Origin of the sequence: Actinoplanes sichuanensis, assembly GCF_033097365.1 — a bacterium.
Classification (GTDB): Bacteria; Actinomycetota; Actinomycetes; order Mycobacteriales; family Micromonosporaceae; genus Actinoplanes; species Actinoplanes sichuanensis.
In genome coordinates this window covers 306,725-322,398 of the sequence record NZ_AP028461.1, presented here as the reverse complement: position 1 = coordinate 322,398, position 15,674 = coordinate 306,725, and the positions used below count along the sequence as shown (strand labels likewise).

Sequence of the window (15,674 nt, the reverse complement as noted above, 5' to 3'; positions counted from 1 at the left end):
GCACCAACGCGACCCTCGAGTGGACCGATCGCGTCCACTGTGGTCAGGGTGGGATGCATGCTGCTGCTGCGGGCCGACACCTTCCGGCGCATGTTCCGTTCCTTCGACCGGACCGCCTTCCACCTGGAGGTGCGCGACGTCTACCGGGTCGCCGAGGAGGCACCGCCGTTCCAGCGGTTCCTGGACGGCGAACCGGACGACTTCGCCTGGCAGCGGCCATGGCTGGAGCTGATGCGTGAGGTCACCGAGTCCGGTCGCAGCGTGCGCCGGCTGCGGGTGGTCACGGCCCCGCACGGTGATTACACGCGCTGGCTGTTGAGCATCTCCGGGTTGAACGTGGAGGCCGGTGAGGACATCAGGTGGCTGCCGCGGGCCGCGACCGCCGGGCTGCCGGTCGCCCACGACGACTTCTGGCTCTTCGACGACCGGCGGGTGGTGTTCACCCTGTTCGAGCCGGACTCCTCGAGCGCGGGCGGTGCGATGACCGAGGACCCGGCGATCGTCCGGCATTGCGTACGGATCCGGGCCGCCCTGTGGGCGGCCGGGATACCGCACGACGACTACGTCAAAGGTTGACCTCGATCCGCATCGCCGGGCCGACCTCCTCGCGGCGCGGCAGGGTCGCCGGGTCGGGCAGGTCCAGCAGGTCGTTCTCCGGCGCCGCGATCAGCCCGTTGCGGTGGGCGATGAGCCGCCCCGCCGACACCAGGTCGTCGAGCATCGCGGCGAGCCGGGCCGCGCCGGTACGGCTACCGCTCCACCCGAACAGCCGGCCGGCCGCGGCGAGCAGATCCTCCCCCTCGACCAGTCCGGCGTCCAGCACCAGGTATTCCAGGGCGAGCTGGAGTTCGGAGTCGGCGATCTGGTCGGGTTTGCGGCTCACCCCGTCGGCCGGGACCCGGACGGCGGGGATCGGCGCGTCCGGCGCGGTCACGAAGGTGCCGTCGAACCCGGCTCGGGACTGGGTGATCGCCGCGTCGATGGCCGCCTTGAGCTGCTGGGTGAGGCGGCTGAGGCCCCACGCCTCACGGATCCGGCGGGTCAGCGTGGCGACGTGCACCGGCCCCTCGACCTCGGCGATGTGTTCGATCGTGCCGGTGAGCAGCCGTCGGGCCGCCGCGTCGTCGAGCCGGGTGGTGGCGGGCAGCGGCGGCACCTCGGCCCGCTCGTAGGGCAGCGCCCATTCGGGTCGCTGCGCCGGGCGGGCGGTCAGCGTCTCCTCCGGCAGGTCGGCGAAGACGTCCGGGGTGGCCAGCGCGTTCTCCACGGCGACCCGTAGCCGGGCCTCCTCGGTCTCCCGGTCGGTGTGCCAGGCGACGCTCCACACCCGGTGCAGGCGCCAGCCGAGGCTCTGCAGGATCTGGTCGTGCAGGCGGTCCCGGTCGCGGGCCGGCCCGGCCGGAGTGTCACAGCGGACCCCCAGCACGTACGAGTCGCCGAGCCGGACACCGACGCCGATGGACAGTGCGTCCGCCTGGTGACCCCAGCCGCGCAGGGTGTCCAGCACCGCCTCGTCGAGCGGGCTCGGGGCCGACTCCCCGGCGGCCGGGCCGCCACGTTCGGCGTAGTCGAGGTAGGCGGCCAGCCGGCGTTCGCCCTCGCCGCCCGGCTCGTCCCGGTCGGCGGCGCTGATCGCGGAGATCACCTCGACCCGCTGCCGGGCCCGGGTGATCGCCACGTCCAGGCGGCGGGCACCGGTGGGCCCACCGGCCGCGCCCAGATCGGCGCCGGTGGACAGCAGGATCACGTCACGTTCGTCGCCCTGTGCGGCGTCGGCGCCCTCGACCACGAAGTCACCGAGGAAGCTCTCCAGGTCGGGACGACCGGCCAGGGCGGCCTCGACCGCGTCGGCGATCCCGTCGGCGTGGGCGGCGGTCAGCGTGACCACTCCCAGCGACAGTGACGGGCGGGTGGTGAGGTGGTGCAGCACCCGTTCGGCGACGGTGGCCGCCTCGGTCGCCGGGCTCGCCGGATACAACTGCACACCCAGGTCCGGGCCGGTCTGTTGGGCGGCCGGGAAGGTGAGCAGCCGATCCTGGTAGAAGGCCTGATTGGCGAAGGCGATCAGGCTCTCGTGCCGGCTGCGGTAGTGGCCGGTCAGGCCGAGCCGGGTGAAGGCGCCGCAGTCGTTGGCCACCACCAGCACCGACGGCTGGTCACCGGCCGGCGGGAGCTGCGCGTCGTCGCCGACGATGACCAGCGACGTGCCGCGGTAGGCGCAGGCGGCCGCGGCGGCCGGGGTCATCCGGGACGCCTCGTCGATCACCACGACGTCGAAGCTCGCCTGGGCGGGCAGCAGCCGGCTGACCGCGGACGGCGGCATCACCAGGCACGGTTTGAGGGCGGCGACGGTGTCCCAGGCGGCGGCGAGCTGCTCGCGTACCGGGAGGTGGCCGTCCGGTTTCTCGCCCTCGGCCCGGATCCGGGCGGCGCCGGTGAGGACGGGCCGACGGGCGTTGAGCGCCTCGATCACGGCGCCCGCCGCGTCCTGCGTGAGCTCGGCGTCGAGCCGGCGGAACTCGGCGACCAGCTCGTCGCGGCCGGCCGAGGTGAGCGGTTGCAGGCGCTCGTCCTCGCTGATGATCGTGTCGATCCAGGCCCGGTACGCGGCCCGCTCGATCACCTCGGCGAGCCGGTGCACGTCGACGCCGTGGTCGGCGCAGAAGTCGACGACACTGTCCACGCCGAATTCGGCGAGCACCCCGCGAGCCGACAGGTACTCGAACCACTCGGCCTGGCCGGTGTCGTCGTCGAGCAGGTCACGCAGCAGGTCACGGGCGGTCTCGTAGCGGTCCAGGGCGGTACCGAGACGGACCTGCCGGGCCGGGCCGAAAGCGTCCAGGATCCGCTGCCGGGCCGTCTGCCAGGTGTCGAGCAGCCGGGTCAGGTCGGGCGCCGGACGGCCCGCGGTCATCGCCTGGGCCTGCTCGTTGTTGAGGGCGGCGTCGGAGCCGGTGCGCAGGGTACGGGTGTGCGCCGTCCACTCGATGGCGTCCTCCAGCGCCCGCAGGTCGGTCTGCTTGCCCCGGAACACCGGGCCCAGCGTGGTCTCGTACCCGTGGGCGGCGGCGGCGAACGCCTGCTCGGCCTCGATCACGCCCCGGCGTACCTCGATGACCCCGATCGCCTCGGCGACGTTGAGGTCGCGGCCGACCGCGTCACCGAGCTGCCCGAGCAGGCCGGCGGTGTCGCTCAGCGGCCCGACCTGGGCGCGCATCCAGGTGATGGCGTGCTGCACCGGGCCGTGGCCGAGTTCCGGCCGACCGGCCGGGTCGGGTTCCGGGCGCAGCGTGGACCGCCAGTGCCGGAACACGTCGCGGGCCTCGGTGACCGCCCGGTGCAGCTCGTCGCCGGCCACGTGCGGGGCGCAGACGTAGTCGACGACCTGGCCGAGCGCCTCCGGCGGGGTGACCCGCAGGACCTCGGCGACGGTCTGCAGGGCGCGGCCGATCGCCGGGAAGTCGGTGTCCAGCCGCTTCCAGTAGCGGCCCAGATGCCCGGCGTGCTGCTGTTCGGCGGCGACCAGGCCCTCGTGGGCGCGGCGCCACGCGACGGCCAGGCCGAGTTCGGTGACCGCCTCGTCGACGCCGACGCCGGGCCTGGTGAACCCGGCGACCGCCTCCTTGTCCCGCCGGTGGGGTGCGAGCAGTTTGCGGGCGCCGCGGTGCACGTTGGCGAACCGTTCGGCCAGGTCTTCGACGGGTGCGTCGAGGGCCGCCTCGGTGAAGATCTCGTGCGCGGTGGCGCGGGCCGCGCTGACCGCTTCGACGTGCAGGCGCAGCGTCCCGGCGGCGGTGTGCACGGCGGACTGGGCGCCGGGGGAGAACCACGACCGGTCCGGTTTGTCGGGCCGCGCGCCCAGTTCGGCGATCAGGTGGACCAGTTCGACGTCGGAGAAGGTGATCACGTCGGGCAGCCCGAGCCGGGTGGTCGCCCGGTCCAGGTTGCGCTGCTGGTGCTCCAGCTCGTCGGCGTCCGCGGCGAACCGGCCGGCCAGTGCCTTGGCCTCGGCGGCGGTCAACGGATCGGTGCGCACCGCCGGCGGGTCCAGGACGGGCGGCTCGGGCAGTGCGTCCAGGTCCATCGGGGCGGCCAGCACCTCCCAGGCGACACCGGCCCGGTGCCGGACCGCGTCGGCGGCACGGCGGCTGATCTCCAGGCGCTGGGCCAGTTCCTCGGCGGCCTGCCGGACCGGGCGCAGGCTGGTCGCGGTCAGCCACTGGTCGGCGACCCCGGCCGGGCGCTGCGCGGCGTGCTCGGCGATCTCCGAGAGGGTACCGGCGTCGGTCGGCAGGCGCAGGTGGAAGGCGTTGGTGACGGCCGCGTTCTCGCCCGCGGCGGCGGCCAGGCTCTCCAACGCGGACAGGGCGTCCTGCAGCGCCTCGGCGAGCGGCTCCCGCTCGGCGACCTCCCGCCAGCGGAATCCGCTGCGCTCGTTGGCCGGCCGCCACGCCCGGATCAGCCGTTCCGCGGCGGCCCGGATGCGGTCCAGGGCGTCGTCGGTCAGGGCGGCGGCGTGCAGCGCCGGAGCGGGCGCCTCCGGCACCCCGGCGAGCCGGGCGAAACGCCCGATCAGGTCCTGCAGGCTGCGGCTCAGCGGTGCGCGCGGTTCGTTCACGGCCTGGGCGTACGCGTTGAGCTGCGCCCGCCGTTCGCGGAGCAGGTCGCGGGCCTCGGTGTCGATGCCGGGCCCCGGAAGGGCGGCGGCGTCCAGCGCGGCGGCGAGCGTGGCCGCCACCTGCTTGCGGGAGGCCCGGGAACCGTGCAGGTCGAGCAGGTAGTTGCCGAGGCCCACGGCGGCCAGCCGGTGCTGCACGCTGTCCAGGGCGGACGCCTTCTCGGAGACGAACAGGACCCGTTTCCCGGCGTGTGCCAGGGCGCCGATCATGTTGGCGATGGTCTGCGACTTGCCGGTGCCGGGCGGGCCGTCGACGACGAAACTGTGGCCCTCGCAGGCGGCCGCCACGCAGGCGCGCTGGGCGGCGTCGGCGTCCAGGACCAGCGGCACGTCGTCCGGCGGGGCCAGCACGTCGATCTCGTCGGCGGCGACCGGCTCGAACGCGAACGCCCCCGGCGCGCCGTCGGCCTCGGCGAGCGCCCGGACCACCGGGTGCGCCAGGACGCGGTCCTCGTTCTCCAGCAGGTCCCGGTGGATCGCCTCGACCGCCGGGTCGAACCGGGCCAGCACGGTGATCGCCGCGGTCCGCCAGCCGGGCTGCCGGCTCACCGCGGCACCGATCGCGGCGGTCATCGCGGCCACGTCGAAGTCGGCCAGGTCGGCGCCGTCGAGCAGGTCGTCCACCTCGGGCAGGGTGATGCCGAGACGGCTCAGCCGGGCCGACAGTGCCGGGTTCACGATCGGGTCGCCGGCCCCGGCCCGCAGCCGTGGGATCTCGCCGGGGCCGAGCGCGACCAGATCGGCCGGGATCAGCAGCAGCGGGCTGGCGTGGGCGGCGCCGTCGGGGTCCTGCCAGTGCAGCAGCCCGACGGCCAGGTGCAGCACGTCCACACCGCGGTCGGCCTGTTCCAGCTGGGCGTGCCGGCGCAGGCGGCGCAGCAGCGGCCGGAGCACGTCGTCGGACAGATCGGTCCGCAGGGCGCCGGTCGTCTTACGCGCACCGGCGCCGGTCAGCGGACAGTCGCGGCCGTGGCGCAGGGCCGCGACCACTCCCGCCGGGTCGGGGGCGACGATCTCGACGAGATCGGCGCCGCCGCGGGGCAGGTCGATGAGACGGTTGGCGCCGCCGGGTTCGACGAGCCCGTCGCGCCAGGCCGCCAGCGCCGCCCGGACGTCGTCGCCCGGGCCGGCAGGTCCTTCAGCATCATCCGGCCGCATGTGCCCATTCCAGCAAGGCCACCGGGGCCACGTTGCCCATTTGCCCGCAAATGGTAGGCACAATAGCCGGACATATCGCCCGCAGAAGCCCGCCAGCCGCCACTAGCGGGCCGTTGCGGGCCCTATCACACGCGCTGGGCGACCAGGACCGCGTCCCGGATGGTGATCGCGCGGCCCTCCGGATCGGTAGCCGGGCGGGGGCGGGCCTCCGCGGTGACGATCTTCCAGCCGTCCGACGGCAGCAGCTCGGCGATCTCCTCGGCGGTGAACAGCATGTCCGGGAAGTGCATCCGGCCGACGAACGTCGCCAGATCCGACGGGTGGTGGCCGACCACCAGCAGCGTGCCACCCGGCGCGACGGACTTCGCCAGGCGCGTGTACAGCTCCCGGCGCGGCTCCGGCGGCAGATGCATGAACTGGGCGCTGACCAGGTCGTACCCCTGCTCGGGGTGATCCTGCTGAAGATCCGCGTGCCGGAACGTGATCCGATCGCCGACCCCCGCCGCGGCAGCGTGGCCGGCCGCCCGGCCCAACGCCACCGAGGAGATGTCCACCGCCGTCACCCGCCAACCCCGCTCGGCCAGCCAGACCGCGTCCGCGCCCTCACCACAGCCGACGTCCAGAGCGGTGCCCGCGGTCAGCCCGCCGACCTCGGTGACCAGGACCGGATTCGGCTTGCCGCTCCAGATCGCGTCCCGGCCGCGGTAGCGCTCCTCCCACGCGTCCTCGGTGAACATGGTGGCGATCCGGTCCCGGTACGCGGCGACCGCGGCCCTGGTGTCGTCGGCGATCAGGTCCATGTTGATGGCGGCCGCCGCGGTCTGCCCACCGGCGATCGCGACCGCCACCGTGGCACCCAGGTTCGTCACGTTCCCGGCCACCCACACCCCGGGAACCGTGGTGGCGCCGCTCTCGTCCGCGGAGATCCGCCGGCCCAGCACGTGGCCGTGCATCTCGAACCCGGCCGCCTCCAGGCCCAGCGACTCCAGCACCCCGGACCGGGCGGTGAACCGCGGCCCGGCCACCACCGCGTCCACCGCGACCACGTCGCCGCCGACCAGGCGTACCCCGGTCAGCCGGTCCCCGGCCGTCTGCAGCGCTTCGATCGCGCCCGGCACCACCGGGATGCCGCGGGCCGCCAACTCCTCCATCGGCCCGGCGGCGAACGCGTCCCCACCGTTCAGCAGGACCAGCACGTGCGGGCTGATCTGCCGCCACATCTGCGCCTGGATCACGCTCAGCGGACCGTTCGCGATCACGCCGATCCGCTTGTCCCGCAGCTCCCAGCCGTGGCAGTACGGGCAGTGCGCCACGTCCCGACCCCAGCGCTCGGTCAGCCCCGGGATGTCCGGCAACTCGTCGACCAGGCCGGTCGCCACCAGCAGTCGCCGCCCGTGAGCCACCCGGCCGTCGTCGAGCGTCACCCGGAACCCGTCACCGTCCCGCGCCGCCGACTCGGCCCGTCCGGACAGCACCTCGGCGCCGTACCCGATGATCTCGGCCCGGCCCGCGGCCAGCAGCTCCCCGGGTGGGGTGCCGTCGCGGCCCAGGATGTTGTGCATGTGCTCGGCCGGGGCGTTGCGCGGCTCCCCGCTGTCCACCACCAGCACCGACCGCCGGGACCGGGCCAGCGCCAGGGCACCGCTCAAGCCGGCCGCGCCGCCACCGATCACCACGACGTCGTACGTCTGCTTCTCCACCGGAGTCCCCTCTGTTTCTCGCCCGTCTGCTGCGTCCCACCGTGCTCCCGCTCCGGCCGGGTGGCAACTATCGTTGCCGTTATGGCAAAAGCGCTCGCCGCCGTCGGCCCCCGCCTGCGGGAACTACGACAGCAACGTGACATCACCCTCACCCGGCTGGCCGAGACCACGGGCATCTCGGTGAGCACTCTGTCCCGTCTCGAATCCGGCAGCCGCCGACCCACCCTCGAACTGCTGCTGCCGCTCGCCGAGGCGTACCAGGTCACCCTCGACGAGTTGGTGGACGCACCGGAGACCGGCGACCCACGGATCCGGGCCCGGCCCATCCAGCGCGACGGGCACACGTTCATCCCGCTCAGCCGCCGGCCGGGCGGGCCACAGGCTTTCAAACAGATCCTGCCGCCCGGACCGCCGTCGTGCGGGGCGGACCAACAGACCCATGAGGGGTACGAGTGGGTCTACGTCCTGTCCGGCCGTGTCCGACTGCTCCTCGGCGACCATGACCTGGTGCTCGGCCCGGGCGAGGCGGCCGAGTTCGACACCCGGCTACCGCACTCGATCCGCAACGCCGGCCCCGAACCCGCCGAGCTGATCAACATCTTCGGCCCGCAGGGCGAGCGTCTGCACGTCCGGGCCCGCTCCCGCTGACCCCGGAGACGCGACGGCGTCAGCGAGCGACCGGGTTGCGCAGGGGGCGGCCCGCCCGGTAGGCGGCGATGTTCTCGGTGAGCAGCGACGACGCACCCTCCGGTCGGCCGCCGGCAGCGTGCGGACTGATGATCACATCGGGCTCGTCCCAGAGACCGGACGTCACCGGCAGCGGCTCGGTCCCGAAGACGTCCAGAGCCGCCCCGGCCAGCCGCCCGGACCGGATCGCGGCCAGCAGGGCGTCCTCGTCGAGGGTGGCCCCACGCCCGACGTTCACCACCCAGGCGTGCGCGGGCAGCCGCCCGAACACCTCGGCCCCCACGATGCCCACCGTGGCCGGGGTGGCCGGCAGGATGTTGATCAGCAGATCGGTGCCCGGGAGCAACCCCGGCAGGTCCGCCTCGGTGACGACCGGGAACCCGTGCCGCTCCCCCGCCCGCCGGGCCACCCCGGTGACGTTCGCCCCGAGGGCGGCCAGCAGCGGAGCGAGCCGACCGGCGATCCCCCCGAACCCCCAGACGACCACGTTCGCGTCACCGAGCGTACGGAAGGATCCGCTCTCCCGGACCGGCTGCAACCCGCCGAGCTCCCCCGCCCAGCGCCGCCCGATCTGGGCCCGGACCAGCAGGTGCAACCGCCGCGCGACGGCCAGCACGAGCCCGAGGGTGTGCTCGGCGACGGTCCGGTCGTGCAGCCCGAGCCCGGCGGTCACGACGACGTCGTCGCCGAACCCGGCCTGCAGCACCGCGTCCGGCCCGGCGGCGAGCGTCTGCACCCACCGGACCGACTTGAGCCGCCGGGCCGCGTCGGCCAGGTTGTCGGCGGTGTTGCCCCAGGCCACGAACACCTCGGCGTCCAGGTGCTCGGCGGGCACCGGCGCCGTTACGTCATAGACGACACCCTGCACACCGGCGGGCAGTTCCGGATCGAGCACGATGGACCCGGGCAGCAGAACCTTCATAGCCCTCAGCCTGCCATCCCGGTCCGCGCAGCGGTGAGATCGACGACGCGGAAGATCACCGGGTCAGTTCTTCGCGTAGAGGGCCACCGTCGCGCTCTTCGGCTGCCAGAGACCGATCCGGTGGTAGCCGGAGGTGATCAAGGACTGAAGGTCGGGCCGGGCGGTGAGCGGGTCGTCGCGGCGGTCGGCGACGGCCAGCCAGATCCGGGGTGCCCCGGTCAACCGGGCGACCGCGTCCGGGTATTCGTAGGCGATCAGCCACCCGGTCTGCGCGGACGGCACCTCGACGAGTACGTCGGCCGGCGCGGCGGACTGCCGGCGGAGGTAGTAGCCGGTTCCGGCGCGGATGGCCCGGTTCCGGGCGGGGTAGACGACGACGTCACCGGGCTGCGCCTCGGCGCCGATGATCTTCGCGATGGTGCGGTAGTCGGGCCCGTTCTTGGCGGTGGCCGCACGGACCGCGCGTTCGCCGGGAATCGCCACGAAGGCGACCGCCAGCAGCACCACGACGGCCCGTGCGAGGGTGTGGCGGGACCGCCCGTCGAGCAGGGCCACCGCGGCCAGCAGCGTGAGCGGGGCCAGCACGACCAGCAGGTAACGGGCCACCCACATCGGCGAGACCAGCACCGACACGACGGCGACGACGGTCAGTGGCGCGAGGGCGTAGACGGCGATCGGGACGAGCCGCCGCCCCGGCCGCCAGACGGCGAGGACCGCGAGGCCGATCAGCAGCCACGCGACCTCCCGGGATCCGACGATCTCACCGGGCATGTCCCGGATCCGGCCCGAGGTGATCGGCGCGACCCAGTGCAGTTGGGTGTCCTCCTGTGTGGTGCCGAGGTAGGCGATCGGCAGCACCGGCAGGAGCGCCACGCCGACGGCGGCCGCCCAGACCCGTACCCGGTCCCGTGCGTTGACGACCAGGTAGGTGAGGTGCGCGGCGAGGGTGGTGAGGGCGATCAGATGGGAGAGGCCGAGGAACAGGACGCTCAGGCCGTACCAGATCCAGGGAAGTCGCCCGCCGCGCCGGACCGCGACGATGAGCAGGAGGAACGCGAGCGCCGCGAAGAAGCAGGCGAACGCGTACGGGCGCGCCTCGGCGGCGTACCGCGAGGTGTTCGGCACGGCGCACAGCAGCAGCCCGGCGACCAGGCCGACGGCCGGGTCGAACAGCCGCCGCCCGAGTTCCGCGGCGATCGTGACGGCGCCGGCCATCGCGATGATCGACGGCAGCCGCAGGATGATCTCGCCGGTGCCTGCGACCGCGGTCCAGAAGTGCAGGAACAGGTAGTACGGCCCGAAGACGGCGTCCAGGTTGGGGATCAGGTCGAGGATCTGCGGCACCGACCGGGAGGCGACCTCGGCCGAGGTGACCTCGTCCCAGCTGAGGACCGGCCGGCCCGCACCGACCAGGGCGACGGCGAGCATCAACAGGCCGGGCAGCAGCGGCAGGAACCGGCGGGTGTCCCGCGACGGGGCACCGGCCGGTGGCGCGGCGACAGGTGGGTCGTCGACGGGTCTTCTGGGTGCCGGTGCAGTCCTCGACGTGGTTCGCGAATCGCTCACGACCCTCACCCCCGCGGTGGTCGGCGCTTCCATCCGACCCACCCTGGCCCGGCGTGCCCGGCCCGCCAACCCCCAAACGGTGCCAATGGCACGATCACGTGAGGTCGTCGCACGATGCGACGCAACCGGCAAAAAACTCTTACGGTACGTAACGGGAGCGGCCCCGGTTCGAGCCGCTCCCGTCGCCGGCGATCAGCTACCGATCGGTCCGCCGTCCTTGCGCCACGTGACGACGACACCGGGCTTGGCGAACCCGCCGTCGGGCCAGACCGAGGCCGGCTTGTCGACCGAGGCGCCGCTGATCTCGCCGGGGTGCTGGACCGCGACGAAGACCGACCTGTCGTCGGAGGTGATGAAGGGGCCGCAGGTCTCGGCGCCCTTGGGCACGGTCAGGAACTGGCGCAGGTGGCCGCGCTCCTTACCCTCGATCGGCGTCGCGAACAGGCCGTCGTTGCTGCCCAGTGCGTTGCCGTCGGTGGAGATCCACAGGTTGCCGGCACTGTCGAAGGCGACGTTGTCCGGGCAGGAGATCGGGGAGACCGCGGTCTTGTCGTAGCCGCCGAAGTAGGTGTCGGCGGCGGCCGGGTCGCCACACACGATCGGCAGCTGCCACGTGAAGGTGAGCCCGGTGTGGTCGCCGCGGTCCTCGGTGATCTCGAAGATGTGGCCGTGCTTGTTGGCGTTGCGCGGGTTGGCCTCGTCCGGCTTGGCGTTGCTGCCGACACCACGGTTGGTGTTGTTGGTCATCGCCGCGTAGATCTTGCCGGTGCGCAGGCTCGGCTGGACGTCCTCGGGACGGTCCATCTTGGTGGCGCCGACCGCGTCTCCGGCGAGCCGGGTGAAGGTGAGCACGTCCACGGCGGTCATGCCGGGCACGAACGAGGTGTTGCCGGAGACCAGCTTGATCCACTGGCCCTTGCCGTCGAACTTCCCGTCGGCGGGCAGCTTGCCGGTCCCGTCGATCTCGGCCGGGTCGCTGTCGCCGGTGACCTTGGCGACGTAGAGGGTGCCCGACTCCAGCAGGGTCAGGTTGTGCTTACGGGCCCACGGCGCGTCGCTGTCGATGTACTTCTTGTCGGAGACGAACTTGTACAGGTAGTCGAAGCGCTCGTCGTCACCCATGTACGCGACGACCTTGCCGTTCTTGGCGACGATGACGTTGGCGCCCTCGTGCTTGAACCGGCCCAGCGCGGTGTGCTTGCGCGGGCGGCCCTCCGGGTCGAACGGGTCGACCTCGACGATCCAGCCGAACCGGTTCGCCTCGTTCGGGTTCTTGGCCAGGTCGAAACGCTCCTGGGCGCGGTCCCACCTACGGCTGTCGCCGGGGTAGCGGGCCGTGGTGGAGATGCCGTAGCGGTTGAGCTTCGGCTTGACCTCGGCCGCGACGGCGTCGCCACCGACGAAGTACTGGTTGAAGTTCTCCTCGCCGGAGAGCACGGTGCCCCACGGGGTGACGCCGCCGGCGCAGTTGTTGAGGGTGCCGATGACGATCTTGCCGGAGGGGTCGGCGGCGGTCTTCACCACGGCCGAACCGGCGACCGGGCCGGTCAGCTTGAACTCGGTCTCCAGCGCCGTGATCCGGCGGTTGTAGCGCAGCCGACGGCTCTTGACCGGCTTCCACTCGCCGGTACGCCCGACGCGCTCGATCTCGACGACGGAGAGGCCGTGCGCCGCGATCGCGATCTTCAGCTGCTCGACGGTGAGGGCGTCGAGGGTGGTGAAGCCACGGAACATCAGGTTCTCGTTGGTGTACTCGTGGTTGACCACGAGCAGGGCCCGGTCGCCACCGCAGCCCGGGATCGGGATGACCCCGACGAAGTCGTTGTTGTAACCGAACTGCTTGGCCTGGGCCGCCGCGGTCTGGTTGTCGATGTCGAACGCGGGCGCGCCGGGCACCACCGGGTCACCCCAGCGGATCACCACCGACGAGCGGTACCCGGCCGGGATGGTGACCTGGTCGAGCGTGTTCGGGGCGACCGTGTCGAAGGTGAGCTTGCCCGCCTTCTGCGGGTGGTGGTGGCCCCCACCGTGCTGCAGGGCACCACCGACGGCCGGGGCGGCCATCGCGGGCGAGGCGGCGGCGAGCGCGGAACCGCCGAAGCCGAGCACCATCGCGCCGACGGCGCCGGCCCGGACCACACCACGGCGGGTCATCTCGGCGTTGACGACGTCGCCCAGGTACGGGTTGTCCGACTCGTTCGGGGCGGGGTGGTCACAGGCGTTGCCACAGCGGTACAGACAGGTCATCGCGTCGCGGCTACCGCCGCTGTGTCCCAGCAGCGGCAGCAGTCGGCGATTGAAGTCCGGCATCGGTTCGTTCTCCTCGGTCTCTCGTCACCTTGCGATGACGGGCTGAGCGGACGCTAAGAAGCCCAGGTGTACGGCGACCACCCAGCCCGGGTGGATCCGAGGTGAACGAGGCATGAACCTCCGTCACGTTCATCCGCCGTCCACTCGCGACGATCACCATGCGCCGGTGACGAGCCCCACCGTGACTGTCCGTGGCCTGCCCGGCCCACCGCCGCTGCCCGCCCTCGGCAACCTGCCCGACCTGCTGCGCGACGGCCGCCCGCACCGCAAGCTGGAGGACTGGTGCGACAGGTACGGCCGCACCTACCAGATCGCCACCCCGGCCGGTCCCGCCGTGGTCACCGCAGACCCGCTGCCGGTGGACCACATCCGGCCACGATCTGAACTCGTTGGAGCAGCCCGAGGGCCGGCTCGCCGCGCTGCTGCCGATGCTGCTACCGGCGATCAACAGGCGGATGAGCGTGCCGGTGCCGTAATGGCGGTGGGTGCGGTTGCCCGCCGACCGCCGCCTCGCCACCATGCTCAGGGAATTGGACAGTCCGATCCGGATACGCACGGTATCGGCGCGGGACCGGGTGGCGGCCGGCGCGGAACCGGCGACCGTGCTCGAGTCGCTCATCGCGACACCCGACGGCGAGGAGCCGTTCACCCCGGCGGAGCTGTTCGGCAACGTGCTGACCATGTTGCCGGCGGGTGAGGACACCACCGCGTCGGCGATCGCCTGGACACTGCACCATCTGGCGGCCGGCCCCACGGCACAGCAGCGGCTGCGAGCCGAGGCGGTGGTCGCGTTCGGCGACGGCCTTCCGGCCGGCGCCGCCGACATACGGGGACTCGCGCTCGCCGGGGCGGCGGTGCGGGAGGCGCGCCGCGCGCCTGAACCGTCGCTGAACCGGTTTTGCAAGTGGCCGTCAAGTGGTCCCGGTGAGACTGGCCGCGACATGAACTCCCGGCCGATCGTGGCCGCTGTCCCGACCCCCGTGCGGGGCAGCGGCCACGACCGGCCGGGGTTCTCCGCGACGATCCACCGAGGAGTTTCTGCCGTGCCCGTCACGACCAGGCCGTACACCCAGGAGATGGTCTTGATCCATCGGGTGTTCCGTCGCGAGGCCGCCCAGCTGCTGCGCCTCGTCAGCGCGACCGCGTCCGGGGACGTCGCCCGCGCCCGCCGGCTGGGTCAGTGGACCCGCGAGTACATCGGCGGCCTGCACCACCACCACGCCACCGAAGACGCCCTGATCTGGCCACTGCTGCAGGAGCGGGTCGTCCTGCACCGGGAGCTGGTCGACCGGATGGAGACGCAGCACCATGCGCTCGACGCCACCCTGAACGAGATCACCGCGCGACTCGCCGCCTGGGAGGAGTCGGCCGGCGAGACCGAGCGCGACCTGCTCGCGGACAGCGTCGCCGACCACCGGCGGGTCCTGCTGGAGCACCTCCACGACGAGGAGGAGCTGGTCATGCCACTGGTCGAGGAATACCTGGAGCCCGACGAGTGGGAGCGGGTCGGTAAGGCCGGTCTGGAGAACCTGCCGAAGGACAAGGTCTTCCTGGCGCTCGGGGCGATCCTGGAGGAGGCCACCGACGAGGAGCGGGCCTTCTTCCTGGCCAAGGTGCCGACGGCCGGACGGGTGCTGTGGAAGCTGGTCGGGCAGCGTCAGTACCGCCGCCGGATGGCCGCCCTGCGCGGCGGTCTGCAGTGATCTCCTTCTCCCTGCTGGGCCCGGTCCGGGCCTGGCGGGACGGGGCCGAGCTGCTGCTCGGCTCGCCGCAGCAGCGCACCACCCTGGCCGTGCTGCTGCTCCGGGAGGGTCTGTTGACCACGATGGACGAGCTGGTCGACGCGATCTGGCCGGAGGATCCACCGGTCGCCGCGGTGGCCACCGTCCGGACCTACCTGTCCCGGCTGCGCCGCCTCCTCCCGGTCGACTGCGGGGTCCGGATCGACTGGATCGGCGGCGGCTACGTGCTCACCGCCCCGGCCGGCTCGCTGGACGTGGCGGTGTTCCGGCGGCACACCTCGCGCGCCGCCGCGGCGATGGACCGCGACGACCACCGGGACGCGATCACCCACCTGCGGGCCGCGGTCGCCCTGCACCGGGGCACACCGCTGGCCGGCGCGGCGGGCGGCTACGTGGAGGGGCAGCGGGCCCGCCTGACCGAACTGTGCCGGGGCGCGGCCCTGGATCTCGTGGCCCTGACCGTGGAGACCGGTGGCTACGCCGAGGCGATCGCCGACCTGCGGGCCATGGTCGCCGAGGATCCGCTGCGGGAACGCTGCCACGCCCTGTTGATGACCGCCCTCTACCGGGGTGGCCGGCAGGCCGACGCGCTGGCCCACTACCACCGGGTCCGCCGCACCCTGGCCGACGAACTGGGCGTCGAACCGACCCCGGAACTGCAGGCCCTGCACCGCCGCATCCTGCTCGGCGCCGGCTGAAACCCGGCCGGTTCCCAGTGCTGTCCCGCGTTCGCGGAGACAGCTTTGGGAACCGGCCGGTTGATGTGGTGGGCGGCCGGGTTCCCCACGAACCCGGCCGCCCGACTCGTACCCACCGGGATTCCCCACGGACCCGAGCGGGTGCCAGGGCCGGTGCCCGGGTCGACGCTCCGTGACCTCCGATGCCCGTGTCCTATTAGCGGGCAGGACGGT

The 15,674-nt window shown here is 73.0% G+C and carries 9 protein-coding genes; 4 read left to right on the top strand and 5 right to left on the bottom strand.

Going from position 1 to position 15,674, the window contains the following annotated elements:
- Positions 1 to 57: 57 nt before the first annotated feature.
- Positions 58 to 576 (top strand): DUF6879 family protein, encoded by a 519-nt coding sequence (locus Q0Z83_RS01300; RefSeq protein WP_317791905.1) that lies wholly within the window; start codon positions 58 to 60, stop codon positions 574 to 576.
- Here Q0Z83_RS01300 and Q0Z83_RS01295 read toward each other — a convergent pair.
- Both Q0Z83_RS01295 and Q0Z83_RS01290 read right to left on the bottom strand, forming a co-directional pair.
- A complete protein-coding gene (locus Q0Z83_RS01295) occupies positions 566 to 5,836 on the bottom strand; it encodes a DUF3320 domain-containing protein (protein WP_317791904.1) in 5,271 nt (1,756 codons plus the stop codon). The two genes, Q0Z83_RS01300 and Q0Z83_RS01295, sit on opposite strands and share 11 nt — an antisense overlap.
- Before the next feature lie 125 nt (positions 5,837 to 5,961).
- The gene (locus Q0Z83_RS01290) at positions 5,962 to 7,536 is read right to left on the bottom strand and encodes a bifunctional NAD(P)/FAD-dependent oxidoreductase/class I SAM-dependent methyltransferase (protein ID WP_317791903.1); all 1,575 of its coding nucleotides are present in this window, start codon (positions 7,534 to 7,536) and stop codon (positions 5,962 to 5,964) included.
- 81 nt (positions 7,537 to 7,617) lie between these two features.
- Between Q0Z83_RS01290 and Q0Z83_RS01285 the strand changes: the two genes are divergently transcribed.
- Positions 7,618 to 8,184 (top strand): helix-turn-helix domain-containing protein, encoded by a 567-nt coding sequence (locus Q0Z83_RS01285; RefSeq protein ID WP_317791902.1) that lies wholly within the window; start codon positions 7,618 to 7,620, stop codon positions 8,182 to 8,184.
- Between the two features lie 19 nt (positions 8,185 to 8,203).
- Here Q0Z83_RS01285 and Q0Z83_RS01280 read toward each other — a convergent pair whose 3' ends face one another.
- From Q0Z83_RS01280 to Q0Z83_RS01270, 3 genes are all read right to left on the bottom strand, one after another.
- Entirely contained in the window at positions 8,204 to 9,145 is a 942-nt protein-coding gene (locus Q0Z83_RS01280; RefSeq protein WP_317791901.1) for a phosphoglycerate dehydrogenase, read from the bottom strand.
- 63 nt (positions 9,146 to 9,208) lie between these two features.
- Positions 9,209 to 10,711, bottom strand: coding sequence for a glycosyltransferase family 39 protein (locus tag Q0Z83_RS01275; RefSeq protein WP_317791900.1), 1,503 nt, complete (start codon positions 10,709 to 10,711; stop codon positions 9,209 to 9,211).
- Between the two features lie 192 nt (positions 10,712 to 10,903).
- On the bottom strand, positions 10,904 to 13,021 hold the full coding sequence (locus Q0Z83_RS01270) for a PhoX family protein (RefSeq protein ID WP_317791899.1): 2,118 nt from the start codon (positions 13,019 to 13,021) through the stop codon (positions 10,904 to 10,906).
- 530 nt (positions 13,022 to 13,551) lie between these two features.
- Between Q0Z83_RS01270 and Q0Z83_RS01265 the strand changes: the two genes are divergently transcribed.
- Complete coding sequence (locus tag Q0Z83_RS01265) at positions 13,552 to 14,724, top strand: cytochrome P450 (RefSeq protein ID WP_317791898.1); 1,173 nt, start codon at positions 13,552 to 13,554, stop codon at positions 14,722 to 14,724.
- Positions 14,721 to 15,461 (top strand): AfsR/SARP family transcriptional regulator, encoded by a 741-nt coding sequence (locus Q0Z83_RS01260; RefSeq protein ID WP_317791897.1) that lies wholly within the window; start codon positions 14,721 to 14,723, stop codon positions 15,459 to 15,461. Before Q0Z83_RS01265 ends, Q0Z83_RS01260 begins: the two co-directional genes overlap by 4 nt.
- Positions 15,462 to 15,674 lie beyond the last annotated feature (213 nt).